Source organism: Hahella sp. HNIBRBA332, from assembly GCF_030719035.1.
Lineage (GTDB): Bacteria > Pseudomonadota > Gammaproteobacteria > Pseudomonadales > Oleiphilaceae > Hahella.
Genome location: NZ_CP132203.1, coordinates 1,442,256 through 1,467,612, shown reverse-complemented (window position 1 = coordinate 1,467,612; position 25,357 = coordinate 1,442,256). Strand labels below are relative to the sequence as shown.

Below are 25,357 nucleotides of genomic sequence, written 5' to 3'. Positions count from 1 at the left end.
CGTATGGCTGCTTAATTCGTTTCCGTCTCGTCGGCAGGCTGGCCGTTAACCGCCATATTGAGCGGCGTCAGATAGGTATCGCCGCCTTCCCTGGGGTTCATGTCCTCCAGGATGCGGACCTCGTTCGGACTCATGACGCCGTTTTGAATCATGGCGGTGTAGTACTCGCTGCGGGTCTTCATGTCTCCGCGCATAAGGGCATTCACTACAAACTTGGAGAAATAATTGGCGCGCTCTTTATCGGTAAGCAGCGCCTTGTTGATACGCTTCTCGATGCGTGTGCAATACGGAATCAGTGTGTGCCGGACAAACGCCAAGTCCTGATGTTCGATATTCGAAAACGTCGCCCGCTCCAGGTCGCCGATCATGTGCGGCGGCACCCGGAAAAAGCCGGCGATCTCGGAGCGCTGAAACTTGCGGGTTTCTAAAAACTGGCTGTCTTCCGCCGTCATGGAGACCTGCAGCCACTTCAAGCCGCCATCGAGGATCATCTCGCGGTTCTGATTGGCGACGCCGCGGTGCAGCTCCATCTCCTGTTTCAGCCGCTCGTATTGCTTGTCTGTCAGCGCGTGATCAGTGGAGAGCACGCCGGAGGGTTTCGCGCCATGGGCGAACAGCGTGGAGCCGTGCTTTTCCGTCGCCTTGGCCAGCCCCAGGCAGTGGCGGTTGTATTGAATCGGGTTCAGTCCTGTTAAACCGTCCTGGCTCCATAAGCGGATATGCAACACCTCCTCCGCCGGCAGCGTGCGCACAGGGCCGCTTTTAAACTGCACGTCATAGGTCAGTTCGTAGTCGTTGGAAAGTTTCGGCGTCACCGCATCCGGCGCCATCGGCAGCAACTCCAGCACCCGGCCCGACGCCGTGCGGTTGATGTAGCTGTAATGGTTACCGCGTAAGCACAGGTGCGCGACGATCAGTTCTTTAAATTCCTGATCGGTCAGATAGTCGTTCGGTCCGTGCTTTAACAGCGCCTGCAGCGGGTGGTTAGACGCCTTTTCCGAACCGCCGCCGGGCAGCTCTTTGAAGAGGTTCAGCGGCAGCATGCCGATAGACTCGGTTAGGACTTTGATGCAGGAAAACACGGCGCTGATCTCTGGAGCGTTGCCAGGAGTGATCTGTACGCCGGCGTCGGCGTCATACCATGCGCCCAGCAACTCCGCGAGCTTGGCCGAGCTGTCGATGACGGCGGCGTTCTTACGTTTGAAAATGGAGAACATCAGGCAAACCTTATGCTGGGGCCGGTGGTTTCCGCCGCCAACATAGCGCGGCCCACGGCCATGATGAGCGCAACCGCGCCGTCGATTTTTTTGTCTTTGTGTTCCTTGGTTGGGCGAACGATGTCGTCATCGGCGCCGCCCATGTAGCGTCCGACTACGTTGCCCATACACCAGGTTAAAATCGGATGGCCGTCATGATGAAAACGCCCGGCCGCGATGGCCGCTTCAAGCTCTTTCATGCCGGCGGACATACCGGAATAGTTCTGCGTGATCTGCACCGGGTTCAGGTTCTCGTCGTCCAGGCGGTGCGACAGGTTCAGCGCGCCGTGTGGATCGATGCCGATCTCCGCAATAGGATGGCGTTGGTTGGTGTCGGTGACTTCCGCCAACACTTCCAGATAGTCCACTTCCGCGCCATCGGTGGCGGTGAGCGCCCCCAGGTTGACCCACTTCTGATAGCGACTGGATAGCTTGCGGTTGTCCGGGTTGTTAACCGTATCCTCGGGCGCCCAGAACACGGGCGAGAGGCAGTAGTAATGCCGGCGGGTTCTTCCGTCCTCGTCCATCAGGTCGCGGTAGAACAGCTTGATGAAAGCGTTAAGGTCGAGTTTGCCGGCCAAGTCGAGGCCGCCGATACACTCTTGGCCTTCGAAGTCTTCCACGCTCATGCTGGGGTCAAAGCATTTGCCCCACTGTTCCATATTGAAAAAGGCGCTGCGGGCGGTAACCCATATATTCAGGTGTTTAATTTTGAATATGTTCTGAAAGCGGGCGCTGCGAATCGCCTTCTGTTGCTGGCTCTCCAGGTATTTTTTGTACACACTGACGCCCAGATTCGGATTGGCCATCGCCAATACGTCCGGGTCCGCCCAGCGCTCCGGATCATCCACGCCATACATCAGCGCGAACAGCTCGTCATTCGGTGCGACGCCGTCCAGCATCTCTTGCGCCTCGGTCTGCTTGTCGTAGCAAGGGCCTTCGATGTTGTTACCGGCGGTGGTGATAATAAACGTCAGCGGCTGCCGGCGTGCGCCCTGCCCCGTCACCATGGTCTCGTATAAGTCGGGGGCGTCGTGTTCGTGGTACTCATCGATCAGCGCACAGGACGGACTCGCGCCATCGCCGGGCTTACCGATGACCGGCTCAAAGCGCGCTTCATCCGCCGGGCGATTTAAGTTCTTTGCATTGACCGCGATCCCTTTTGCTTTCTGAAGTAGAGGCGTGCGGGAGACCATCAGCTTGGCCGGTCTGAATACCTCCCAGGCTTGGCGCTCGTTGGTGGCGCCGCTGTAGACCTCGGCGCCAAACTCGTTATCGCAGGCGAACATATACAGCCCCACGCCGGCGGCGATGATCGACTTGCCGTTCTTACGCGGGACGCACCAATAGACTTCGCGGAAGCGGCGCAGGTCGTCGGCCTTGCTCTTCCATCCGAAGATGTTGACGAAGCCGAACACCTGCCAGGGCTCCAGCTTGATAAGCTGACGCTTGAACGCCCACTCGCCTTTGGTGTGCGGTAGTAGTTCGACGAACTCGCACACTCGCTCGGCCTCCGCCTTGTCGAAGTAATACGGATAGTCCGGGTCGCTCTCCTGGGCGAGATCGTCCAGGTAACGCTGGCACGCCAAGCGCGTGTACCGATACGCAGGGATAGACCCGTCCAGCACGGCGCGGGCGTACCGCGTCGCCGCCTCGACATGAGGATATTTAGCAGCCATGGAATAACCGAAAATCAGAATTTATCGAAGGGGTTTGACGTGTCGTGGTTGCCGCCGCCGGTCAGACGTTGGCGACTGGATGGGTCCAGGCCCAGGAGCGCCCCGAAGGTCGCCAGTTGTTTTAAGGATTCATTGGCGACGGTGGCCGCCGGGTTTTTCTTCAGGCCGCCGTTTGCGTCCGTAATAGTGATGCCATATTGCGCCAGTTCTCTTTCCGCCTGACGCCAGCGACCATAGGCGGCGCAGAAGGCTTCCAGGTTATGCACGTCTGTAATGGCGATGATCTTTTGCGCGCATAGCTCCGGGGCGATCAGCTCCCACATGCGGCGTGCGTCATCGCCCAGCCAGTCCGGGCAGTCGATGTTAGTGATCTGGGAAAACTGGGGTTCGTGGGTGTTAAGTTGACGCTTTCCGGGGTTGCCGGCCAGGAGCTTTTGCGCAACGGGCTTGGGCTTCCGCCCCCTTCCAGCTCTGGTTGCGGTTCCACTCATTGCGTTAACCTGAAATTTTTAATTTCGCGGGTATAAAAAAAGACTTAGGGGTGCGGTGTTGGTGGCTCAGATATCAGAAATTTGACCCGCCCCGCCCCTTCCAATTTTCGATATTTGATCATTTTTTGATCTGCCACACCCTAGCCACTGTGGCGTGCCCTATGGTGCGTTCGGTACTACCCCTAAGACTGACACGCCAGTTATCTGGAGCCATCCAGCAACGTCTTGTCTCGATGGAAAGCTTGACCAAGCGATCAGCCTGCCTCAAGCACAGTCGCCTTTATGAAAGCTTCATCGGGAGTACTTGCGTTGAATCGCTCCAAGAAGTCCTTCATGCCATTAAACTTATGAATGCCCGTCTTTTGGAGAAAATAAAAATAATCCGTGTTTGCGCCAATTTCGTCCAGTATGTGCGAGGAAACGATTATCGAGCATCCTCTTCTTTTCATCTCCTTAATGAGCTGCCAGATGAGATAGCGGTATTGAACATCTACACCTGCAGTCGGCTCATCAAGAATAAAGATCGACTTTTGACATATAGCTAGCATTGCTGCGGTCACAAACCACCGCTTCTCTCCGTAGCTACAGACGCCAGCACGATGGTCCTTAATCTCGTTGTAACGCTGTTGCATATGATCAGGCCATAACCGAGCCATGTCAGACGCAGACTGATCCATATCGCGGTTCTGGAAGCAAGATATCATCTCCAGGACTTCTTTTATTCGCAACGAAGGGGGCAGCGTAACAATCTGGGGCAAATAGGCGATAGCTTCTGCCTCGACATTAAAAGTCAGCTCACCGCTAGTTGGGACAAGCTCTCTACTTACCAAATCAAACAGGGTGGTCTTTCCTGCGCCATTTTCACCCAGCAGGCCAATCACATAACCACTCTCGAAAGAAAATGAAATATTATTGAAAACACTCTTTTTCGAATACTTGAACGTGAGATTGTTCCCGCTAATTACAGTGGAGGTCATTGTCGGCTCCATGTTGGGCTTGTTTTCATACGGACTAAGCCAACTCCACCTAAGGCAGTCATAAGTGCAATGGTTCCTATTGACTCTACGCTGTGTAGGCCGCCACTTGCCATAAATTGAGTTGCAATTGACAGAGGATTGAAAAGGTTGAGATAAGAAAGCGCCGGTATATTTGCCTTGAAGCCAGCGATACTGAACATCAGCAATGCCATAAAAAAAATTGAGATGCCAGAATTAGCATTCATAAAAGTTAATGGGAGTACCGAGATAAATAGAGCGCTCCACACGAATGTAACCATAATAATCAGGAATGGTATCGCAAACCTTGTCAGAGCATCTAAGGGACTCACCCCAAAAGCAACTGTTGTTATCACTATGAAAACAATAAAACAAAAGCACGAAAGCAGAAGAGACGCGCTGATTTGCGCTGATAAAAAAAGGGCCTTGGCTTCCTTACCCTGAATGAATGACTTTATAAATCCACTTTCACGCCTCCCTACAAAGTACAATGCGAACCCAAACAAGGAGACCGAGAGAGCCAAATAACTTAGATACCAAGAGGCTTGTTCTTCATACCATCCGGTGGTAGCTGCGCCGGAGACAAGAGGATCAAGGTTAAGAAACACAAATAGCAACGGCGGAGCTATTAGAGTCCAGAATAGTGTAAGAGGCTCACGCACCTGTTCGAGGATAAATAAACGACTTAGCCTGTAGTTATTCGTTATCCATTTCTTCAATTTTTTCTCATCCTGTAACATCCGTGGACTTTAAAATAACGCAAAAAAGCATGGCTTTACCAGTGCTCCTACGGCCCTATTGCTTACCTATATACTGAGGAATATGCGTAGAGTCGGATTTTAGGCTCGCTTTACCCTCATCGATTTCCATGTGGTCAGGCTTACAGTTTGAGAAATAACGGCTATCAAGATCTGGCTTACAGATTTCAAGAGATGACAAGCCCTACAAATTCCCTGCAAATTTTCCTCCCGGTCACCTCCTCCTTTCGCCTTGGGCTTGATGTGATCCACCTCTGTGGCCGCACTTGTTCGCCCCGCCTTTAAACACACCTGACACAGGTAGTTATCCCGCCGCAATATCCGCGCTCTAATCTTGCGCCATTGCCAACCATAACCGCGTTGGGTGTCGCTGCCCTTCAGTTGTTGCCAGACTCCCCAGCGTGTCGCCTCCCGTTTGTCTGCGTGGTTCTCACAGTATCGGGATTTGTGCCGGGTCGTATTGGGACAGCCCTTATCTTTGCAGGGCCTTAGCGATGCCTTGGGCATTACCGTTCACTCTGCCGCTCGATCAGGCGGTCTAGCTTGTCGTTGATGGCTCGCAGGTCGGTTTTAATCTCATTGCGGACGGAGTCGATACGCTGACGCTGTTGCACTTGCTCTTCATTCAGGTACTTAACCGCCAGCGCGTTTTGCTCCACACGGCGATCTATGGAGCCCGCCCAGGTGATCACGGAAATGGCGATTACCAGCGTGCTGATCAGGTGGCCCACACTGATGGTTTTGTCCAAGTGCCAGTGCCTCCGGGTGGTTTGGTTCTCTTCCATTATTTCTTACTCATCACGTCGGTTACCTTGGGGGCGATCTTCTCCAGCGATCTGCCGGCGACATATCCACCTAAGCCTATTTGCAGCAGATCCCAGGCTTCCACGCTTAGCCGGAACGTCAGCAGGCCAAAGGAGTCACACACGACCAGCGCCAGAAAACACAGCATGGTTAGCGGGCGCCAGTTGCGCTGTAGGATGCTTTGGCCTTGCGCTTCCGCTTGGATCGTTCTGGCCTTCGCCTCCAGCAGCTTGGTTTCGTATTCCATCACTCGCTGGGTTAGCTCGGCCTGAATCTGAAATAGCTGTGCCTGTATCTGCAGGCGCTCTTCGTCGCTGGTGTGGACGTTGTCTATCAGATCTGCGACGGGTTTAAACAGGTTCAGAATTGAAGCCCAGGCGCTCATGGGTATTCTTTCCACGGCAGTTGATAATGAGGTCCGTCGAAAAAGCCGTTGAAGTCGCCGCCCCACTCTATGGGAATGCCCAGCCCTTCGGCGGCTTGCTTAACAGCGTCGGCGAGTATCTGGTAATAGCGGGTTTCCCAGGTGATCGCCCCGTTAATCAAAACACCCAGATCCACCGCATGCCCCGTTAAATGGCGGCTGCGCATCGTCTTTGATTTGCTAGCCTTATACAGTTCCTTTTGGCGCTCGATAGTTCTCAGGCCTTCCAGCACAGTGAAATCGATAGGGCTGATCTGAATCGCTCTCTCTATTACTTTCACAAGGTCAGGATGCAGGCCAACCAAGCGCGACTTGGAGCGCTTTCCTAAGTAGAAGCTCATGTTTTGCATAACCCAGAAACGAAAAAGCCCCGCGTAAGCGAGGCTCTAGAAAGCAAAAAACCCGGCTCCTTGCGGATACCGGGCCTCTAATTGTGAGGTTGCGCGCTTATTAAACCAGGAAAGAAATGAGTACCATTCTTTTCATAGTTTGCTTGCTACGCTTGAAGGATGATAACCAGGCTAATCCTGAAAGGAACCGAAGCTTATCTAAATACAGGCTCATTTTATCATTCTAAACATGGGATGCTTAAGCCAATTAGCCATAAATTCCTTGTCACAAATGTGATGAGCCCAGATTCTATTATTTGCAGTTTCATATTCGATTGTGTAGACCTTACCACTAATTTCTTTAACCATTTCTAAAAAATAAGGTTCAACATCTGCCCAATTAGCTTTTTCCCAAAGCCACATACCTTTATACATTATGCGAGGCAGCTCAGGGATAATAGCCCCATTAAAATCAACTAGACCAGAGAGGTATTCGCAAGCGATGAGTGCAGCTTGCCCCAAATCTCGATGAGAACTAGCAGAATTGCTTGGGCAAGATATTTCAAATACTCCACATACAGACATGGAAGTTTTTTCTTTAATCAATTCAAGCTCGTCTTCCTCGTAACACCAATATTCATCGCCCGGATAGATAAATCCAAATTCGATGTCATGCCCTAGTTCGATCAGAGCTTCTTCCAACTGTGACGAATTCTCACTCGATGGCTTATTTTCAAATATAATGAATGCACTTGGCCCCATGATGACACCTCACCCTTCTATTTTTCACATACCCGTATGCACATTCGTATACACCTCATTATCACAAAAGTATAGCCTCTATATTGATGCTAAAGCATAGAGCGATCAGATAAGTGAAGTTGAACTCCCGGTGTAGGTACTACGTGTTCTGGTGTCATGATCCTTCCTGAATGGGCCGAGTTACCCCCTCTCCATGCAACGGCGAGCGGCCCTCTAAAACACAAAAACCCGGTTCCTTTCGGATACCGGGTCTCTATATGAAAACGCCCTGAGAGTTGTCAGGGCGCAATAGTGCAGAATGTAGGGTAAAGCCTACCCTATTGTTCATTAATTGTCAACAATAGCGATAAATAATCAGTATTGATCCATATTTTAGAACAATAAACTCCCGGATAGACTCTCAATGAGTGTGGCGATATTTTAGTATGGCATGACTATGGATTGTTTCGGAGCATCACTCCCTGATGGTATTACTTCAACAGTTTTATTATCAATCCATTTAATCTTGCCAAGGTAATCATCAAAGAATATTGTGTGAGGTAGCGTTTTCACTATATCAACTTCTCCATGACACCCATCATTAACAGACTCAAACCTGACATATACACGAGCATCGAATCGTCCAAAGTCAATACTAAGCATTGCAGTATTTTCCTTATCTGGACTTTTCTTTTTCACAATACCGTAGGTTAATGAGTACCCCTTCTCTTTATTGGCTGCCAACGCATTTTCAAGCGGCTCCTTTCTCCAGCCAAACTCAGCAGCCAGCGCAAATAGCGTGTTGTATATTATTTCAAATATAAGCTCTTTTGCCTCAAAGTCATTCAGCCTCCAATAGGCCTCAAAATCAAACGGCTTACAACATACCAAAATGTCATCATCGAGATAATACCGTGACTCGTCTAGACCAAGCTCAATAATAATTTTCTCTATCTTTCCAGCATCATAGTGTTTGGGCAGCTCCAGTAGAAACATGGCGGACACACAATTTGTAGTACCATTAAACTCCGACTTTCTTTCATATGAATCGGCTGCTGTTACAGCAATATCAATCAACATGAAATCATCTCCTATTACGCAAAGGAAGCCTAATCACTGGATACTTCATTCCTGGAGGCAATTTTCTAAAATTCTTAACATACCCTCTTGTTAAATTCTTTTCTGTATTAATCGCATCCATCCGAGGCAAGTTATTCGCAGCTTTCAGCTTTGAAACTTATTGTGTATAACCGGCCTTTCAATTTAGCCTATTCACCTGAGCCTGAGCCCTTTTTGACTGTCCATTTTGATCCAAACCATACCCGCTTATTCCATACTTATAAGTCTCGCCTGTTTTTATATTAAGGAAGCTTTCTCCTGCTTATACTACTAGGTGGGGGGATATCATATTGGTTCGCCAGTATTTATAAATGTCTCTAAGGATAAGAAAGGGTCATCAAGGCGGCTTCACTGCGAACACGTGCTTTCTTGATAAACCTGAGATCGACTTATGGGCACGGCCACTTCCGATGAACCGCTTTCTTTACAAACTCCAATGCATCGTATGACATCTGCGGAGCGCTACTGAGTTAGTCGCTTCCAAGAATCATGACTGTAATAGCCCATAATATGAAGGTCAGAACTGTAAAACCTACAGCCCCTAATATTTGGAAGTGGATAACACTTGCGATAACAGTGAAGGCACTTGCCAAAGTTCCAAGCCCAAATACTAAAACCCAAAACCATCTTTGAGTAATTAGAAATAGAGCAGCCACACCCAATATTAGTAGTATTACATCCATGAATTTACCTGTGCTTTTCGTAGCATTCTGATCCTTTTACTTTCATACAACAAATATAGCCCCACTCTCGATTACCAGTAAGGTTTTTAGATGAAGCAAAACTATGCGCCATAGAACCACACTGACTAAGGCCGTGTGCCACACCAAGATAATATTCATTATTGTTTGGAAAATAGAAGAAAGCGTTATATGTAGCGTTTTCTATTTCACTACAGGAGAAATCTGAATAGCTGCTACATTTATCGCCACATCCATAAAGAAGCACAGCGAGCATGACAATTAGAAAAATTGGGGCTATTTTTGTTTTCATATCGATTTAATGATTCCAGTGTACAAACCCTAAAGGCTCGAACTATCTCATTCACGAAAAACCGTACTAAACACTAAAATACGTTCGCCGCCAGGCATCATTAGGATTTAATTTATTACATCAGCCAACATGACCTGATAATTGTGCCGCCACATAAGCCGCATGATTATCAGTCATTCCTGAAACCAGATCCGTTACTCGAAGATAACATTGATGATAAGAAGCATTATCATCTAACTTATTTGCACCCATAAGGGCTAATACGCGTTTTGATTTAAACGATAACTTACCTACCTTAAACTCGTTAACGGCGTCTATATATGCCGATAAAATTGTTTCAAGAATAGAGTAAGAACCGATCTCAAGCTCTACCTTTATTCTGGTTATAAAAATATCTTTTTCAGTGACATTTTTAGCCTCTTCCAAACCTTCGCTTTCGGCCCCTTTAATATGACCAATAAGATCTCCATTAAAATCACCTGACATTATTTTATCATAATTCTCTTCAAATATACTTGCACATTTTATTATCAGGTTTTCAATGGCACGGGCTCTTAGGGGAGCTACCAGCCGTCGATTTGTATGATGCAGATCATAAGAGCTACCATCTGAAACATTATCCCCAGAAAGCTTCTCAAATATATCATAAGTATCTCTAATTCTCAGAATGTTTAGTTCAAGTGCATCTTCTATATCCAGTATTATGTAACAAATATCATCAGCGGCTTCCATTAAGAATGATAAAGGGTGCCTAGCAAACTGGACGCTGTTACCACTACTTAAACCCAATTCCTCCATTACTTCTTCTACAAACTCCTTCTCTGACTGAAAAAAGTTAAATTTCCCCTTGGATTCAGCGATACAGTGATTAGAAAACCATGGATATTTCACCAAAGTCCCCAATGTCGCATATGTTAATCGCAGACCTCCATCGTTATAATTATTTTCTATTTTTGATACGATCCTAAATCCCTGAGCATTGCCTTCAAATATTTCAAAATCATTTCGTTCGCTTCGGCTTCTTAAACAAAGTTTGTGGCTATTTTCCTTAAACCAATGACGAATAGCAAATTCGCCTGCGTGCCCAAATGGAGGATTACCTATGTCATGCGCCAAACAAGCTGCATGAACAATTGCACCAATTTCTGGTGAGCATACACCTTGAGGAAGAACATCTTTTTTTGATAAAAAATTCCCTACTCTAAGCCCCAAGCTTCTTCCAACACTTCCGACTTCTAAAGAATGAGTTAAACGAGTGTGAACGTGATCGTGATGCGCTAAAGGGTGGACCTGTGTCTTCCTTCCTAAACGCCTAAATGCAGACGAAAAAACTATCTTATCGTAGTCTTTATTATATTCACTCCGCACCTCATCTCCCTTATGTGAGCTTTGTTGTCTTCTAGTAGAGAGTAGCTTTTCCCAGTCCATATAATATCCACCTTATCCATTAGTATATGTAACGCCTTTCTTTAGGGCTAAAGTGCAACCCTGTGGAAAATAGCTCCACACTACGCAGCGAAAATAGTATCAACTTTTAAGTTTCTGCGTGGCGTGACTCAAGCTTATTGACTGCTTTTCTAAGAACATCTATAACGTCTGCTTTATGCGTAGAATCAACCAACACGTATGGTTTATTCCCCATAATTCCAGCACTTACATTCTCAAACAACTTATCTATTTCAACACCCATCGACTTGGCTTCGTTTAATACGGCTACTAGAGCCTGCTCATATACATTCACTTCTGACATGTTCGCTCCTAAATTGAGTGCTTCTGATCCTACCCACCAATGATAGACACCCCGTTAAGCGAGTAAACTACGCTACAGAGGTGAACTATGACCAAACAGAAAACATCAAATTCCAAATCTCGCCAACGTTATTCCGACGAGTACAAGGCGGAAGCCCTGGCGCTAGCTCAACGTATCGGCGTGAGCGACGCCGCAAGGCAATTGGGTCTGCACGAGTCACAACTTTACAATTGGCGCAGTAAAGCCCGACTGGCGCAGGATCGTGGCGAAACGGAACAGCAACTGGCCCAGGAAAACGCCCGCCTGAAGCGTCAGTTGGCTGAACAGGCGGAAGAGCTTGCCGTGTTAAAAAAAGCGGCGGCGTACTTCGCCAAAAGTGTGAAGTGAGGTACGCCTTTATGCACTCTCACACGAGCCTTTTCCGCGTCACTTGCATGGCGAGAGCGCTTCAGGTCTCAAGAAGCGGCTACTACGTTTGGCTCCATCGACAGAAAGCCCCTTCTCTGCGACGACAGCGTCAGCAATCCCTGGACATCCAAGTTGGGGCCGCTTTTGATAAAGCTAAAAAGCGTAATGGGGCGCCCCGGCTGACCAAAGACTTGGCGCAACAGGGAGTCCAGGCTAACCGTAAAACGGTGGCCAGAAGCATGCAACGCTTGGGCTTGAGAGCGAAAGCCGCCAGAAAGTTTAAGGCCACCACTCACTCCAGGCATAGCCTGCCTGTGGCGGAAAACCTTCTTCAGCAGGACTTTAATGCAACGGAGATAAATCAAAAATGGGCGGGTGACATCACCTATTTGTGGACGGAAGAAGGTTGGCTGTATCTAGCCGTCGTGCTGGACCTGTTCAGCCGTAAAGTCATAGGCTGGGCGATGAGCAAGCGAATGAAATCGGAGCTGGTCTGCGACGCCTTGCGCATGGCGTTGTGGCGTCGACGTCAGCCCAAAGGGGTGATCGTCCATTCAGATCGAGGTTCCCAATATTGCTCAGAAGCCTATCAGACGTTGATTCAGGCGCATGGGCTTCGTTGCAGCATGAGCGGCAAAGGCAATTGCTATGACAATGCCTGTGTGGAAAGCTTCTTTCACTCCCTGAAAGTGGAAGCGATTCACGGAGAGCGGTACGCAACCCGACAAGAAATGCGTGAAGCCGTGTTTGAGTATATCGAAGTGGATTACAATCGAATCCGCCTTCATAGCGCAAATGGCTATCTCAGCCCAGAGAGTTATGAAGCATCGAAAGTCGCTTAATGACGTGTCTAATCTTTGTGGGCAGGATCATTCTTTATTGAGAAACTTAACATTTGTATATCCCGCATGCGCGTTTATTAAGCTCACAACTCCGAAGTCACTTCCTCCAATCTATTGATTCCATTTAAAAAAGCCCAAAAAATCCAAACAACCTGAGTCACGAGTAACATTGAGTGTTCATATGCAAATTCGTATGCGATCTCATTACCACCTTAAGTATAGCCACTAGATTATTGAACCATCGTTAAACCATGCCACTTGATTCTGCAAGCCGTGAGAGTTTCTTGACACGTCAGAGGGATACTGTATTTTTATACAGTATATTTTGTCATTTTAGAGGTCACAATGCGCGTATCGCTACTTGGTCGCAGCGGTGCAAGGATGCGCAGGCGTTTACTCCCGTTGTTTTTGGAGCACGTTTCAGCCGGGTTTCCGAGCCCCGCCCAGGATTACATAGAAAAAGCCCTGGACCTCAACGAGCTATGTATCAGGCACCCCGCCGCCACGTATTACGTCCGCGTTCAGGGCGGCTCGATGATAGAAGCCGGTATCTATTCCGGTGATATCCTGATAGTGGACCGCTCCCTTACCGCCAAGCACGGCGACATAGTTATTGCAGCCTTACACGGCGAGTTCACAGTCAAAGAATTACAGCTCCACCCTACCCCTTGCTTGCTCCCCCGAAACAAGCGCTACAAGCCCATAGACGCGCCTGAGATTGAAGTCTTCGGCGTGGTGTCAGGCGTTGTCCGGATACTCAGCAGATGACTTACGCCCTGGTTGATTGCAACAACTTCTATGCGAGCTGTGAGAAGCTCTTCCGACCCGATTTGAAGGACACGCCCGTCCTGGTACTCAGCAACAACGACGGCTGTATTGTCGCCCGCTCACGGGAGGCCAAAGCGCTTGGCTTTCCCATGGGCGCGCCTATCTTCAAGTTCCGCGACCTAGTTAGACAACACGGCGTGGTTACCTTCTCATCGAATTACGCCCTTTACGCGGACATCTCCAGCCGCGTTATGCGCACCCTAGGCGAGCTGGCTCCGGTGTGTGAGGTCTACTCTATAGATGAGGCGTTTCTCGACTTGTCCGGCGTCTCAGCCTGTTTGGATTTGGTCGAGTTCGGCCAGCAGGTCCGCCAGACCATCGGGCAATGGATCGGCATTACCGTCTGTGTGGGCATCGCTCCGAGCAAGACATTAGCCAAGCTCGCCAACCATGCAGCCAAGCGTTACCCAGCTACCGGCGGCGTGGTCGATCTCTCCGACCGCTACCGTCAGCGCCGTTTATTGACCCTTACGCCGGTTTCGGAGGTCTGGGGCATTGGTTCAAAGCTTGCCGCTCGCCTGGGCGCTCTGGGCATTACCACCGCCTTAGAGCTTGCCGAAGCGAACCCCGCCCTACTCCGCAAGCGCTTATCGGTTGTGGTAGAGCGCACGGTTAACGAGCTTAACGGCGTTTCCTGTATTGAGTTAGAAGACGCCCCGCCACCCAAGAAACAGATCATCTGTAGTCGTTCATTTGGCGAGCGCATTACCTGCTTTCAGAACATGCGTGAGGCCGTATGCGAATACGCAAGTCGCGCCGCCGAAAAGCTCCGCCGGGAGAAACAGCGCGCCTCCGTCATTACCGTGTTTATCCAGACCGGCAAATTCTCCAAAGGTGAACCATACTACTCCAATGCAGCAACCGGAAAGCTGCCTTTTCCTTCTGACGATACCCGCGATTTTATAGAACTTGCCAGGGTGTTACTGGAGAGGATCTGGCGGGATGGCTACCGCTATTTGAAGGCCGGAGTAATGCTTTGTGACTTCTCCCCTCCTGGGGTTTGCCAGCGTCATCTATTTGAAGAGGACGAAGGGAGGCGCGGTAGTGTGGAGCTTATGGAGACACTAGATAAGCTGAACCGGGGAACAGGTGGCGTTGTTTGGTTTGCTGGACAAGGTATTCAACAGCCCTGGGGAATGAAGCGAGGGAGGCTTTCTCCTGCTTATACTACTAGGTGGGGAGATATACTCACAGTTGGATAAGAAAGCTTTCTTTTGACTTTTATTGGAGTCACAACCAAGATCAAAGGAGGACACACCATGCCATATAACCGAGATATACTTGTAGCCATAATATCAGCGGTAGTAACACTATTTGCAGGGTATGCATCTGGAATATTTGAGTCAAGAGTTTCAGAAAGCCAACTAAACACCATAGCTCGGAAAATTGTGGACGAGGAAGACTATAGAAAAGTATTAATAAATAAAATGAAGGGAAACAAAGATTTTAAAGGTGAAGATGGCCCTCCCCCAGACCCAAGAATAGTTGCAGACTTACTTAAGCCATCAATTGAAGTCATAGTAGAGAATAATTTAAACAGTGAATTAAGAAACGATATAACCGAAATAAAAAACAAGCTTGTATTCGTTGATAAAAATATAGACTTACTGCTAGCGTTTAAAAGTAGGGTAACTGATCGCAACAACTCAAATTGTAGAGTTGTGGATGGCCCAAGTAACGGAGGACATTTTTACTGTAAAAAAAATGAGTATGTCGCTGGAGCGGTAAATTATAGTCAGAACAATTATACTGTAGATATGATAATTTGCTGCACGTTCTAGTTAAAAGCAAAATCACCAAGGCAGCTTCACTGCGAACGCGTATTTTCTTGATAAAATCTGAAATAGGTTTATGGGCACGGCCACTTCCGGTGAACGGCCTTCTTTACAAACTCCAATGCATCGTATGACGTTTGCGGAACCCTTCCAAGAAGTTCTTTCTTTACCTGCGCCTTAACTTCGCCATGTGTCACACTTGGTGGAACGCACCATTCATCCATTGAACTATAAAGTGCATCAATGGCCCCATCGCAAAAGCCGCGAGCATATTCGCTCTTTTCAGCATCCTGACAGGCTGCATACAGATGTAAGGCAGATATCGGGGTTGCAATTCTCTCCGCATGCGACACAGGAGACTCAAGCAAAAAGAACAGTGAGCCCCAAAGCCAGCCGCCCTTCCAGAGTAGCTGTTTATTAGGTAAATTTTTCACTGAGTTAGTAGCCCTCTAGAATACTGATTGTAATAGCCCACAATATAAAAGTAAGAATTGTAAAACCTACAGCCCCGAATATTTGAAAGTGGATAATGCTAGCGATAACAGTGAAGCCACTAGCCAAAGTTCCAAGCCCAAATACTAGAACCCAAAACCATCTTTGAGTAACTAGAACTAAAGCAATAATCCCCAATATTATTAGTATTACTTGCTCACCCATGATTTTACCTGTGTTTTTCGTAGCACTCTGAGCCTTTTGCTTTCATGCAACAAATGTAGCTCCACTCTTGATTACCAGTAAGATTTTCAGATGAAGCAAAACTATGAGCCATAGAACCGCACTGGCTAAGACCATGTGCCACACCAAGGTAAGGTAATATTCATTATTGTTTGGATAATAGAAATAAGTGTTATATGTAGCGTTTTCTATTTCACCACAGGAGAAGTCTGAATAGCTGCTACATTCATCGCCACACCCTTGAACGAGAAAAGAAAGTATTACAATTATATGTATTGATGAAACTCTCATATCGCCCCACGACCCAATGTAAAAATCAATAAATCCTCATTAAAAATTGACAACAAAAATCATTCATTTGAATTTCAAACAGGAGCAACCAACTCAGTTATCAACCCAAATTTCATGCGACTTTTAAGAAAGAATTAATTACAACCCTCATCCAATATAGCATCCTTCCAATTGATAGCTCTTTTAATTACACTACAATCAATCTTCGCACCGCGTAAATCAACACCAGAAAGGTCGACATCTTTTATTATAACTCCAGTTAAATCTGCCTCACTAAACACTGCATTCACTAGCGTAACATTCCACAATTTAGCTCCGGTTAGATCAGCATTTGTGAAGTCAGCATGATCAAGAGATGAGTTCTTTATCAGAACATTAGCAACAATTGCTTCTCTAAAATTTGCCCATGACAAATTAGTGTCAAGAAAATATGAATCCGTTAGGTCTGACTTATAGAATTTTGCGCCTACAAAGCTAGCCCCCACAAATTTTCTATCAATGATTTTACTGTATGATATATCCGCATTGTCAGCCACTAAAATAACTTTGCTTACATCAGGCCATACAAAGTCATTTAGAAAGGCCTTTCGCAAGCTCACAACTGAAATCTTATAAGACTCACCTTTCTCCATATTATCATTTCCTTTAACCTCAGCCTTATAAAACAACTTCCTTGTATCATCAAACACACTTATCCCAGTTATATCTTCTACATTTGGAGCTTCAGTTTGAATCGACTCAATTTCAACTAAACGTTTAAATGCGCCCTCCCTAACTCCTTGATTATAAAATGGCATCGAGTCAGCCAATTCATTTTCATTACTTAAATCAACCTTATAACTATAGAGGTAGTTAAGTATTTTATCTCTCTGATCATTTTTATCTGCTCTATCCTGCCAAAAAACTTGATTAGCGATCATAAAGGCCTGAAATGAAGAAATTTTCAAATTTAAGTAGGCGGACCATGCGAGCAAAAAAGATGAGAATACTCCAAGAACAGAAACCCATAATTGAATTGATGATTTTTTATTATAATTTTTAGTCAGCCCATCTAACAAAAAAAAGCATTTTTTCAAATCTTCTGACAACCTTTTATATTTCTTCTCAAAAGTAGAACATTTCTCGTCTACAGCTTTTTCCAAACTGGATAATTTGACATCTAAAAGCCGGCTGCCGGAATCTTTTTCTTGGTTATCGGCAGACATACCAAAAATTACTCTTTAGCATTTCAGATCACACTTCATATGCATTAATTGGCACTCCCGATACAGAGAGCCGCATCAACCCAAGCGACACCAGCCTTAATCAAGGCACCAGCCTTAATCAAGGCACCAGCCTTACGTCGATCCAAACTGGGCATACGTCGCACCACATATGAGAGGTTTTCTCCCGCCATGTAATAAAGCCTTAAAACTTCTCCCATTTCTTCATCACGCGCCCGCAGCTTGGACACAGCCAAATCCACCTTGGCCGCCTCCTGATCCGTAATCACCGGCGACCGCACCGAACTCCCCGCCATCCGCGCAAACGGCGTCGACGACGGATAGCCCACGTTATCTGTATTAAATTTAGACCACCGCGCCCACTGTTCCAGCAACCACGCGGTTTCATCTACTGCTCGTCTCATCGTTTTACCTCTATCAGTTCGTTTTCAATAAGTTGGATATGTGTCCACGCCAACCAATCCATGGTCAGTTGTTCCCGCTCGGATTTGGTCAGCTCTTTCCCCTGGTCAAACCTCATGTGACAAGGCGGGCACAGTGGGAACGTGGCAGCGTCTGACGCCTTCAATCCCCTACCCTTGCCGTGCCTCAGCAGGTTGGAATGGGCAGCCTGAGAGCCACCCTCTATGCCACAGGCCGCGCAAGGCAATTGCCGGATGGCCGCTAGTAGTTTGTTGTTTCGATAAATCACGCCCCGTACCTCATCCGCTCCGCCCTCTTGTTGGCCGACTTGGTCCGCCATATCTCCACCGCCCATTCCGCCGTCCGTAGTTCCCAGTGCAGCCGGGCCTCCTCTTCCGTCGCTTGCATCAGGCCCTTTAATAGCTCCAGGTATTCAGGGTGACGCCTCGCCCAAGCCTCCTGGCGGTTCGCCGCCGTCAGGTCCGGGTCTGCGCTCTCCGCCTCTCTCATCAGAATGGCGATCTTGGACTTGCGGAACTCCTCCAGGTAAACCCGGTTCGCCTTGGCTCGGGCGAACTCGGCGGCCTTGTTTCGGATGTTCTGTAGCTTCTGCTCCAGGGTCTCGTCACTCATGCCGCCCGCCTCCGTATCAAAGCCCTGGCCATCTCTGGTGTTATCACAGACGGTGCCGCTTTCGGTTTGGCTTTCAACGCGAAGTAGGTCCGCACATGCGCCTCCACCATCGCCCGGAATTGAGTGGGAACAGCGGCCAGCGCTCTGGCTCGCTCCTCCCTGCCCTGCATTTGTAGAATCTCGGCGGCGTACTCCCTTGGGCGCTTAGTCATGTTTAACCGCCCTCCAGGCCACTGCCTTACGTCCTGAAATCGAGCATTCCATGATCCCGACGCGCTCCACTAGCCCGGCCTTTTCAGCGTCCGGCAGCCTTCTGGCGACCATGTACCGATCCAGCTTGGCGGTCCTGGCCAGCTCTGAACTGGTCCACCCTATGACCCAATCCGGCACCGGGCGCTTGGCCAGCTCCAGCGCGACAAGTTGTGTCTGCGTCCAGCGATTTGACTCATTGGCCGCGGCCGCCAAGTGGCTGCTTACGGGGTCGGTTCTTCTTGCGTGTGTTTGTGTCATTACTGCTTTTCCTTGGCCTAACTGCTGGCCGAAACTGATTTCAATAGGTCCGCCATCCTCCGGCGGGCTTCCTCTTTCGGGACTGGGCGAGAAGCTTTAACGGGCTGCTCTGGTAGCGCTTTAGGGATGTCCGCCTGGATGTCTTCCCCGTTCATGACGCGGCGACAGACGATGTCGTAATTGCGCGTGAACAGCGGCAGCATTTCACTTTCAGGGCGCGCTCTAAGCTCAAAGCTGCCCGTCTCCCTTGCTGCGATACGCACCGCCAGATAGGCAAGGCTTTCCCTGCGCTCAAGCTGCTGAAGTCCACCGCAGGCCATCCGGTAGGCCGCTTGCACTGGCATCAGGCCAAGGTCTTCCGCTGTAGGTCTACACCACGCGATAAACTGGCCCACGCTGGGAATGTGCGGGGAGTTCAGCCTGCGCGCTCTGGTTAAACCGACCTGAACCTGTTGCATGCTTAGAATCCCATTTTCGATGAAGCCCTTGGTCCAAGCTTTCTTGGCCTGCTGGATGACTTCATGGTCTGGGAAGGCGTACTTCCAGGCGGGGAATACTCCGCTAAGCTCCGTGAACAAGGCGTTGACGATCTCCGCCGCCTGCTCGGAAATAGCCGCCTGTGATTGTCCGTAAGCCCTGCTCTGCGCTGTATGCTGTAGCGTGTCGCCCTGGCGTAGCGTTCGGCTGATTACGCCGCGTATTTGCTGTGATCCGATGTGCTTTGCTTCCATGGTTAAATCCCTAAATCCTGCGCCCAGCTTGTGTCGTGAAACCCGTAAACATCCCCAGGCACCGTGCTGTTGCCTGCGGCGCCGTATTCGTTGAGCTGCGATTGACGGGTTGGCTTCGGCGCAAACTTCATACTGTTGCGCATCCAGTTACGCCAAGCCGACTTCCAGCACTTGAACGTCGTACCCTTGGCCCGGTGGTAATCGAGAAACTTGTCGGTTTCGGTGACAAGGTCCGTGGTGATCCGGTTGTCACATGCCCAGCCGAACAGCTCGTCGGTGATTTCAAAATCGGTCGGCGCTTGGGTGGCGCGTTTCGCACGCGCTTTCTTAACAATGTCTTTTGTAAGATTGTCTTTATTGTCTTTTGTGTAGGCCGTTTTCGGCTCGTTTTTCGGGCCGGTTTCGGCCTGTTTTGTTCTGAATCCGTAGTGTAAGAACAGGCCGTTTTCGGCTCATTAACAGGCTGGTTTCGGCTCATTTTCGGGCCGGTTTCGGCTCGTTTATGGGCCGTTTTCGGCCTGCTTGGCTTCGTCATTTCCCAGTCTGATATCACCGGGTTAGGCCCCATCTGCCGACCATCGACAACGATCATGCGGCGGGCTTTAAGCTCGCGGATGTCTGCGCGGATATGCGACGGGCATCCCTCATAACTCATGAGCTGACAGAGCTGTTCGGCGACAATCCAGTCATACTTTTTCCCGTATCCGTAGGTCTTCCTTATTAACGCCATAAAGACGCGATACTGACGGCCTGACAGCTCGACCTTGCAAAGGCTGTCCGCCAGCTCATTGGCTAGGCGAAAGAAGCCGTTATCAATATCTGCTTTGACCACTTCCATTTTGGGCGCGGAAGGAAACGCCAAGACGTTGGCTTGCGCCGTCATACATCAACCTCCTAGTTGATAACTGCGTGAGAGCGGGCGACCATTGCAGCGCCCTTATAGTTCAGCTCTGGATAAGTTCTTTCCAGTTCACCCAGTACAGCCGCCCCAGTGGCGACCGCTTCGGACACTTCCTGATAGGCGCGACGTGCGGACTCTAAGTCCGGGTGAATACCCAATTCGATGACAGACACCTGAGCTTCCATCTGTTCTTTGGTGAGACATGCCGCCATGCGGGTGGCGTCGATGCGTTCGCAACTCACCTGCCGGCTGCACACCACGACACCCGCAACACTGAACACGTCATTCAAATAAGACAGGCGCAAAGCTTCAGGCATGGCCGCAACGATGGCGGGCTCTAGACACCACAACCTATCAAGGAAGGCGTGTATCCCGTCGTATTGACCCAGCCAGCGAAAAATCTTTTGGGCGTTGACGCGCATGTCGTTATAAAGGTCATCCGACCGGTTGAACGTGATCCCTTCGTTTTTGAGGATTTCAGACAGCCCGCAGTCATTAGCCGCTTGAACGATTTCGCCGCAGATGGTCGCCCGGCTCGCTTTGGGTTGCTCCAGCCAGCGATTAACGGCGGACATAAGCAGTTTTAGGCGTGATTGCTGTTTCATGAATTAAAAGCCTCCCTGCTCTTAAACTGATCGTGTCGTTTCGGAGGATAGTGTTCGCGCGTGTTTTAGTTTTCCGTTAGTGATGCGCTCAAGCTGGAAAGCACGTAGCTCTGGGATAAAGTCACCCCATTGGTAAACTGCCGCCGGAGCAATCCCAAGTGCTTTGGCCAAGTTTGCTTGGTTGCCAAAATAATCCACTGCTTCTGTTTTCTTCATTCGTTGCCTCATGCATCGGAAAAATAAGATTTCTTACATCATATTTACAAAGAAAACTTATGGCAAGGAAATGTAAGATAACTTATTATGAAAACACTAGGTCAGAGAATCAGAGAGCGACGCAAAGAACTTGAGTTAACCCAGGCCAAAGTCGGGAAACTGGTCGGGGTATCAAGTGTGTCAGTGACTCAATGGGAGAAAGACGAGACCTCCCCGCGTGGCGAAAATCTCGTCAAGCTCGCAAAGGTTTTGGATTGCGAGGTGGATTGGCTATTGGAGGAAAAAGGAAGAACCCCGATACCCAGAAAGTTTCAGAATGCCGTATGGATGGGCTATGTGGATACGTGGGAAGAAGGAGATCCCCTAAAGCAAGGTGAGGTAGAGTTGCCATTTTATACCGAAGTTCAGTTGTCTACGGGTAAAGGCACTGTCGTCAAGCTTGACGAGGAAGGAAGAAAGAGCAGATGCTCCGCCGCCTTTCTAGAAGAGAAAGGCTTAAACCCTAAAAAGGTTGCTTGGGTAACCGTTAAAGGCTCCAGCATGGCGCCAGTGCTACCCAATGGGTCGTATGCGCTTATTGATACAGCCAACACTGTAATCAATGACGGCGATCTATATGGGATTGACCACAATGGAATGTTGTTGTTGCGGCTTATCTACCGCGTCCCTGGAGGCGGCATCAGGCTTAGAACATACAACAGCAACGAATACCCTGACGAGGTTTATACAGAGGAGAGTAGCCAAGGCATACGGATTTTAGGTCGTGTATTCTGGTATATCGTATCAATGATTTAACCCACCGACCTCCATGAAAGGCCTGCTTAGCAGGCTTTTTTTTCGCCTCCGACAAATAAAATAAGATTTCTTATTTTTTAGCTTGACCACAAAACTAAGTTTTCTTATATTTCTCTCAAGCCGATTCAGATGAAAGGACAGAGAAATGCTAAGTGTTCTTAGAAAGTTCACACCACAAAACAGCCATATACGTTTGGCTCTCATCGAGACCCAGGGACCAATCAGCAACTTATCCAGACTGGCCCAATACAAGAGCAAACGAGCCATCAAGGCCGTTAACCCTAACGCCAAGTTTCCAGTCGCTATCTACCAATAAGGACCACACATGAACGGAACTCTACTCACCCACATGACAGACAGAGAGCTTCTAAACGCCCTCATGATCAAGTGCGCGGTCGAGGCTGAAGCCATCCTCTACAGACTGGACGACTTACGAGATAAGAACAGCGACTTGGTATTTGATCTGGAATGCAGCCATGACGATCTGGTCGACGCCAACTCAGCTATTCAGGAGCGCGACCGCAAGATCGCCGAACTACAAAACATCATTACCCAACTTCAGAAGGACTTAGAGCAATGAAATACATGGACTACATGGAAAGACAAGAGATCAAAGAGCGCATTCTGGAGAGCACGGCTAAGTCCATCGCGGAGGATTTATTGGAAGGCAGGCGCGTACATGTGAACGGCCAGAAGTGGGGCTTTCAGGATGTGTTAGACGAGGTCAAACAAGGCGACGACATCGACTCTGTTTTATCCCTGCTCTACCAGAGCCGGGACGACAAGAAAGGCCGCCAAACAGCAGTCACCTCCTGTAAGCAGATGATCGACAACGCCGCCTATAGCATCGGGAAATATCTGGCTGACGCAGCCTACAAGCAGGAGCAGGAAGACTTCTCCATCGACCGCTACGAAACCAACCAGCACTACCACAGCATTCAGTAACAGGGACCGGGCCTTGAAAGAACTAAACGTTGTTTCTGTATCGGGCGGTAAAGACAGCACCGCCCTGGCCCTTCTCGCCATTGAGGAGGGCGCTTCAAACCTGGAGTTTGTGTTTGCGGATACTGGTCACGAACATCAGACCACTTACGACTACGTGGACTATTTGGACAAAGAACTGAAGCGGTTATGCGGCAAGGGGATCACACGAGTTAAAGCGGACTTTGCAGCGCAAATCGCGGGTAAACGCAGATACGTACAGAAGAAGTGGCTTAAGGAGTTCATGGGAGAGGATCGGTCCAACCGATCACGGCGCAAAGCTAAGCGCCGCATCTATCAGGCGCTAAAGGCGATCAAGCCAACAGGGAATCCGTTCTTGGACCTTTGCATCTGGAAGGGGCGCTTCCCCTCTACACGTGCGCGCTTCTGCTCCCAAGAGCTTAAGCATGTTCCGGTAGACGAATACATCAACAAGCTGCGGAAAGAACATGGCTATCAACGTGTGGTTCATTGGCAAGGCGTGCGCCGGGACGAGTCCCGGGCCCGGGCAAACCTGGATGAGTGGGAACTCAACTTTGGCGACATTGAGAGCGGCGCCGGCTTCTGGACCTACCGCCCCTTGTTGGACTGGAAAGCGGAGGACTGCTTCGCCATGCATACAAAATACGGCATCAAATGGAATCCGCTCTATGAGCAAGGTATGGGGCGCGTGGGATGCATGCCATGCATTCATGCAGGCAAGCGCGAGTTATTCGAAATTAACCGACGCTTTCCGCATGTTCCTCAGACTATCGATGCTTGGGAGAAGCGTGTCTCCAGCGCATCCAAGCGCGGAATGTCTACGTTCTTTGCCGCTGACAAAACGCCAGGAGCACACAAAAAAGACTCTCGAATCAAGATGCCAAACATTTACGACGTCATCGAGTGGAGCAAAACCGGACGCGGCGGCAATCAATATGACCTGATATCCGCCATCAATTTGGACTCCACCCCAACCTGCTCAAGCATCTACGGGCTATGTGAGTAACAACAGGATCTGACATGAACAGCAACCTACACATCTGGGAGGCAGTCGATAAGACCGCTCCCGAATACACCGAAGCCTACACCCTACCCTCTGGCTTTGTTGGGACCAGCGTAAACGCCTCTTACCTGATAAAGCGAGCCACTGAACAATTCGGCCCGCTTGGGACTGGCTGGGGTTATGAAATATTAGAGGAGCGCATCGATGAAGGCGCGCCGCTTAACCTGGACGCAGAAGGCCAGCAGATGATTATGGGGAAGACGCACACCATCAAGATCCGCTTCTGGTATGCATACGATAACGAGATCGCCGAGTTTATCCACTACGGACACACACCCTACGTCTATAAGGACGCCTTCGGCATTCAGTACGACGCAGACGCGCCCAAAAAGACGCTGACGGACGCCATCAAGAAGTGCCTATACATGCTTGGCTTTGCCGGTGACGTCACAACAGGAATGCACAAACGCCTGCCGATTGATCCCGGCCCCAACCACAGCGCAGAGCGGAAACGCCAGGAAGCCGCCGACAAAGCATGGCTGGACGATCAAGCGAGACTGATAGAGGAAGCGGAAACACTCAGCGATCTAGAAGCGCTTTATAAGGGCGCCGCTATTCGCCTGAAATCCAGATGGGACGACGCCGGTTTAAGACGCCTGACCATCCTGTACGCCGCCAAGAAAAACACCCTGGAGCACGCGGAGCCAGCATAAGTGCCGAAGCTATACGAGATCACCGGCAAGCTTGCCGAACTACACAACATTGACGCAGACAACGACGAAACCCTACAGCAAGCCATCGCCGACACATTGGAAGCCGTAGAGGGAGAGTTTAAGGACAAGGCCGCGCAGATCGCTCGGCTACTTCAAAACCTTGAGGCCGATCGCTCCGCCATCAAATCCGAAGTGGACCGACTAAACAGGCGCGAGAAAAGCATAGAGCGCAAAGAAGAATCCATAAGCGAATACCTGCGGAACCATATGGAGCTGACACGCATTAAAACCGTCAGCACTCCGCTACACACAATCTCATGCGTAGCAGGTCGAGAGGTGGCTCATATCGAAGACGAAGCCGCCCTCCCACAGGATTACGTCGCCGTAGACGTGACGATAAAACCCAACAAGCAGGCCATCACCCAGGACCTGAAAGCCGGTAAAGACATCCCCGGCGCCCGCCTGGAGCTTGGCAAGAGTTACATCCGCATTAAGTAAGGAGAC

35 protein-coding genes and 1 pseudogene are annotated in these 25,357 nt (G+C 49.2%); 10 read left to right on the top strand and 26 right to left on the bottom strand.

Annotated elements, in window-relative coordinates; genetic code table 11:
- Window positions 1-11: 11 nt before the first annotated feature.
- The 16 genes and pseudogenes from O5O45_RS06890 to O5O45_RS06820 all read right to left on the bottom strand — a co-directional run bounded on the left by O5O45_RS06890 (window position 12) and on the right by O5O45_RS06820 (window position 11,339).
- Window positions 12-1,217 (bottom strand): phage portal protein, encoded by a 1,206-nt coding sequence (locus tag O5O45_RS06890; RefSeq protein WP_305904295.1) that lies wholly within the window; start codon window positions 1,215-1,217, stop codon window positions 12-14.
- Window positions 1,217-2,935: a terminase large subunit gene (locus O5O45_RS06885; protein ID WP_305904495.1), complete on the bottom strand. Its 1,719-nt coding sequence runs from the start codon at window positions 2,933-2,935 to the stop codon at window positions 1,217-1,219. The genes O5O45_RS06890 and O5O45_RS06885 overlap by 1 nt, the downstream gene beginning before the upstream one ends.
- Before the next feature lie 14 nt (window positions 2,936-2,949).
- Window positions 2,950-3,426 carry a phage terminase small subunit P27 family gene (locus O5O45_RS06880; RefSeq protein WP_216740634.1) on the bottom strand — a complete coding sequence of 159 codons (477 nt, stop codon included), beginning with the start codon at window positions 3,424-3,426 and terminating at the stop codon, window positions 2,950-2,952.
- A gap of 254 nt (window positions 3,427-3,680) precedes the next feature.
- Window positions 3,681-4,403: an ATP-binding cassette domain-containing protein gene (locus tag O5O45_RS06875; RefSeq protein WP_305904494.1), complete on the bottom strand. Its 723-nt coding sequence runs from the start codon at window positions 4,401-4,403 to the stop codon at window positions 3,681-3,683.
- The gene (locus O5O45_RS06870; protein ID WP_305904493.1) at window positions 4,400-5,140 is read right to left on the bottom strand and encodes a hypothetical protein; all 741 of its coding nucleotides are present in this window, start codon (window positions 5,138-5,140) and stop codon (window positions 4,400-4,402) included. The genes O5O45_RS06875 and O5O45_RS06870 overlap by 4 nt, the downstream gene beginning before the upstream one ends.
- 120 nt (window positions 5,141-5,260) lie before the next feature.
- Complete coding sequence (locus O5O45_RS06865) at window positions 5,261-5,686, bottom strand: HNH endonuclease (RefSeq protein WP_305904492.1); 426 nt, start codon at window positions 5,684-5,686, stop codon at window positions 5,261-5,263.
- Window positions 5,686-5,964: a hypothetical protein gene (locus O5O45_RS06860; protein WP_305904491.1), complete on the bottom strand. Its 279-nt coding sequence runs from the start codon at window positions 5,962-5,964 to the stop codon at window positions 5,686-5,688. The genes O5O45_RS06865 and O5O45_RS06860 overlap by 1 nt, the downstream gene beginning before the upstream one ends.
- Window positions 5,964-6,368 carry a 3TM-type holin gene (locus O5O45_RS06855; protein ID WP_305904490.1) on the bottom strand — a complete coding sequence of 135 codons (405 nt, stop codon included), beginning with the start codon at window positions 6,366-6,368 and terminating at the stop codon, window positions 5,964-5,966. Before O5O45_RS06855 ends, O5O45_RS06860 begins: the two co-directional genes overlap by 1 nt.
- Window positions 6,365-6,748, bottom strand: a complete 384-nt coding sequence (locus O5O45_RS06850; RefSeq protein WP_305904489.1) for a M15 family metallopeptidase — start codon at window positions 6,746-6,748, stop codon at window positions 6,365-6,367. The genes O5O45_RS06855 and O5O45_RS06850 overlap by 4 nt, the downstream gene beginning before the upstream one ends.
- Window positions 6,749-6,967: 219 nt before the next feature.
- Window positions 6,968-7,498 carry a DUF6368 family protein gene (locus tag O5O45_RS06845; RefSeq protein WP_305904488.1) on the bottom strand — a complete coding sequence of 177 codons (531 nt, stop codon included), beginning with the start codon at window positions 7,496-7,498 and terminating at the stop codon, window positions 6,968-6,970.
- A 420-nt stretch (window positions 7,499-7,918) separates the two neighbouring features.
- Window positions 7,919-8,557: a hypothetical protein gene (locus O5O45_RS06840; protein WP_305904487.1), complete on the bottom strand. Its 639-nt coding sequence runs from the start codon at window positions 8,555-8,557 to the stop codon at window positions 7,919-7,921.
- A gap of 178 nt (window positions 8,558-8,735) precedes the next feature.
- Window positions 8,736-8,843, bottom strand: a pseudogene (locus tag O5O45_RS31935) (hypothetical protein); the annotation flags it as partial.
- A 223-nt stretch (window positions 8,844-9,066) separates the two neighbouring features.
- A complete protein-coding gene (locus tag O5O45_RS06835; RefSeq protein ID WP_305904486.1) occupies window positions 9,067-9,279 on the bottom strand; it encodes a hypothetical protein in 213 nt (70 codons plus the stop codon).
- A gap of 4 nt (window positions 9,280-9,283) precedes the next feature.
- Window positions 9,284-9,589, bottom strand: a complete 306-nt coding sequence (locus O5O45_RS06830) for a hypothetical protein (RefSeq protein ID WP_305904485.1) — start codon at window positions 9,587-9,589, stop codon at window positions 9,284-9,286.
- 120 nt (window positions 9,590-9,709) lie between these two features.
- Window positions 9,710-11,017: a deoxyguanosinetriphosphate triphosphohydrolase gene (locus O5O45_RS06825; protein WP_305904484.1), complete on the bottom strand. Its 1,308-nt coding sequence runs from the start codon at window positions 11,015-11,017 to the stop codon at window positions 9,710-9,712.
- A gap of 106 nt (window positions 11,018-11,123) precedes the next feature.
- Window positions 11,124-11,339 carry a hypothetical protein gene (locus O5O45_RS06820; RefSeq protein WP_305904483.1) on the bottom strand — a complete coding sequence of 72 codons (216 nt, stop codon included), beginning with the start codon at window positions 11,337-11,339 and terminating at the stop codon, window positions 11,124-11,126.
- A gap of 87 nt (window positions 11,340-11,426) precedes the next feature.
- On the opposite strand from O5O45_RS06820, the gene O5O45_RS06815 reads away from it, so the two are divergent.
- The 4 genes from O5O45_RS06815 to O5O45_RS06800 all read left to right on the top strand — a co-directional run bounded on the left by O5O45_RS06815 (window position 11,427) and on the right by O5O45_RS06800 (window position 15,198).
- Window positions 11,427-12,589 (top strand): IS3 family transposase gene (locus tag O5O45_RS06815; protein ID WP_371747973.1). Its coding sequence is split into 2 segments (ribosomal slippage): window positions 11,427-11,697 and window positions 11,697-12,589, totalling 1,164 coding nucleotides; the frame shifts between segments, so codons are not numbered across the junction.
- A gap of 345 nt (window positions 12,590-12,934) precedes the next feature.
- A complete protein-coding gene (gene umuD, locus O5O45_RS06810) occupies window positions 12,935-13,357 on the top strand; it encodes a translesion error-prone DNA polymerase V autoproteolytic subunit (RefSeq protein ID WP_305904481.1) in 423 nt (140 codons plus the stop codon).
- Window positions 13,354-14,619 carry a translesion error-prone DNA polymerase V subunit UmuC gene (gene umuC, locus O5O45_RS06805; protein WP_305904480.1) on the top strand — a complete coding sequence of 422 codons (1,266 nt, stop codon included), beginning with the start codon at window positions 13,354-13,356 and terminating at the stop codon, window positions 14,617-14,619. Before umuD ends, umuC begins: the two co-directional genes overlap by 4 nt.
- A 57-nt stretch (window positions 14,620-14,676) precedes the next feature.
- Window positions 14,677-15,198 carry a hypothetical protein gene (locus O5O45_RS06800; RefSeq protein WP_305904479.1) on the top strand — a complete coding sequence of 174 codons (522 nt, stop codon included), beginning with the start codon at window positions 14,677-14,679 and terminating at the stop codon, window positions 15,196-15,198.
- Between the two features lie 68 nt (window positions 15,199-15,266).
- On the opposite strand, the gene O5O45_RS31930 is transcribed toward O5O45_RS06800, so the two are convergent.
- From O5O45_RS31930 to O5O45_RS06755, 10 genes are all read right to left on the bottom strand, one after another.
- Entirely contained in the window at window positions 15,267-15,545 is a 279-nt protein-coding gene (locus tag O5O45_RS31930) for a Rap1a/Tai family immunity protein (RefSeq protein ID WP_371748001.1), read from the bottom strand.
- A 747-nt stretch (window positions 15,546-16,292) separates the two neighbouring features.
- Window positions 16,293-17,363, bottom strand: a complete 1,071-nt coding sequence (locus tag O5O45_RS06795) for a pentapeptide repeat-containing protein (protein WP_305904478.1) — start codon at window positions 17,361-17,363, stop codon at window positions 16,293-16,295.
- Between the two features lie 44 nt (window positions 17,364-17,407).
- Window positions 17,408-17,785, bottom strand: coding sequence for an antiterminator Q family protein (locus O5O45_RS06790; RefSeq protein ID WP_305904477.1), 378 nt, complete (start codon window positions 17,783-17,785; stop codon window positions 17,408-17,410).
- A 283-nt stretch (window positions 17,786-18,068) separates the two neighbouring features.
- The gene (locus O5O45_RS06785) at window positions 18,069-18,416 is read right to left on the bottom strand and encodes a hypothetical protein (RefSeq protein ID WP_216740338.1); all 348 of its coding nucleotides are present in this window, start codon (window positions 18,414-18,416) and stop codon (window positions 18,069-18,071) included.
- 204 nt (window positions 18,417-18,620) lie between these two features.
- Window positions 18,621-18,926, bottom strand: a complete 306-nt coding sequence (locus O5O45_RS06780) for a hypothetical protein (protein ID WP_305904476.1) — start codon at window positions 18,924-18,926, stop codon at window positions 18,621-18,623.
- Window positions 18,927-18,943: 17 nt separating this feature from the next.
- Window positions 18,944-19,657 (bottom strand): replication protein P, encoded by a 714-nt coding sequence (locus O5O45_RS06775; RefSeq protein WP_305904475.1) that lies wholly within the window; start codon window positions 19,655-19,657, stop codon window positions 18,944-18,946.
- A gap of 2 nt (window positions 19,658-19,659) precedes the next feature.
- Window positions 19,660-19,788, bottom strand: a complete 129-nt coding sequence (locus O5O45_RS06770) for a hypothetical protein (protein WP_305904474.1) — start codon at window positions 19,786-19,788, stop codon at window positions 19,660-19,662.
- Window positions 19,785-20,540: a replication protein gene (locus O5O45_RS06765; protein WP_305904473.1), complete on the bottom strand. Its 756-nt coding sequence runs from the start codon at window positions 20,538-20,540 to the stop codon at window positions 19,785-19,787. The genes O5O45_RS06770 and O5O45_RS06765 overlap by 4 nt, the downstream gene beginning before the upstream one ends.
- An 11-nt stretch (window positions 20,541-20,551) precedes the next feature.
- Complete coding sequence (locus O5O45_RS06760; RefSeq protein WP_305904472.1) at window positions 20,552-21,163, bottom strand: hypothetical protein; 612 nt, start codon at window positions 21,161-21,163, stop codon at window positions 20,552-20,554.
- Between the two features lie 21 nt (window positions 21,164-21,184).
- Complete coding sequence (locus O5O45_RS06755; protein WP_279508031.1) at window positions 21,185-21,379, bottom strand: Cro/CI family transcriptional regulator; 195 nt, start codon at window positions 21,377-21,379, stop codon at window positions 21,185-21,187.
- Window positions 21,380-21,466: 87 nt separating this feature from the next.
- Here O5O45_RS06755 and O5O45_RS06750 point away from each other — a divergent pair, with 87 nt between their 5' ends.
- The 6 genes from O5O45_RS06750 to O5O45_RS06725 all read left to right on the top strand — a co-directional run bounded on the left by O5O45_RS06750 (window position 21,467) and on the right by O5O45_RS06725 (window position 25,351).
- Window positions 21,467-22,174 (top strand): helix-turn-helix transcriptional regulator, encoded by a 708-nt coding sequence (locus O5O45_RS06750; protein WP_279508032.1) that lies wholly within the window; start codon window positions 21,467-21,469, stop codon window positions 22,172-22,174.
- Between the two features lie 325 nt (window positions 22,175-22,499).
- Window positions 22,500-22,754, top strand: coding sequence for a hypothetical protein (locus O5O45_RS06745; protein ID WP_216740566.1), 255 nt, complete (start codon window positions 22,500-22,502; stop codon window positions 22,752-22,754).
- Window positions 22,751-23,119, top strand: coding sequence for a hypothetical protein (locus O5O45_RS06740; protein ID WP_305904471.1), 369 nt, complete (start codon window positions 22,751-22,753; stop codon window positions 23,117-23,119). The genes O5O45_RS06745 and O5O45_RS06740 overlap by 4 nt, the downstream gene beginning before the upstream one ends.
- 13 nt (window positions 23,120-23,132) lie before the next feature.
- A complete protein-coding gene (locus tag O5O45_RS06735; protein WP_305904470.1) occupies window positions 23,133-24,143 on the top strand; it encodes a phosphoadenosine phosphosulfate reductase family protein in 1,011 nt (336 codons plus the stop codon).
- A gap of 14 nt (window positions 24,144-24,157) precedes the next feature.
- A complete protein-coding gene (locus tag O5O45_RS06730) occupies window positions 24,158-24,853 on the top strand; it encodes a hypothetical protein (protein WP_305904469.1) in 696 nt (231 codons plus the stop codon).
- Window positions 24,854-25,351, top strand: a complete 498-nt coding sequence (locus tag O5O45_RS06725; RefSeq protein WP_305904260.1) for a siphovirus Gp157 family protein — start codon at window positions 24,854-24,856, stop codon at window positions 25,349-25,351.
- Window positions 25,352-25,357 lie beyond the last annotated feature (6 nt).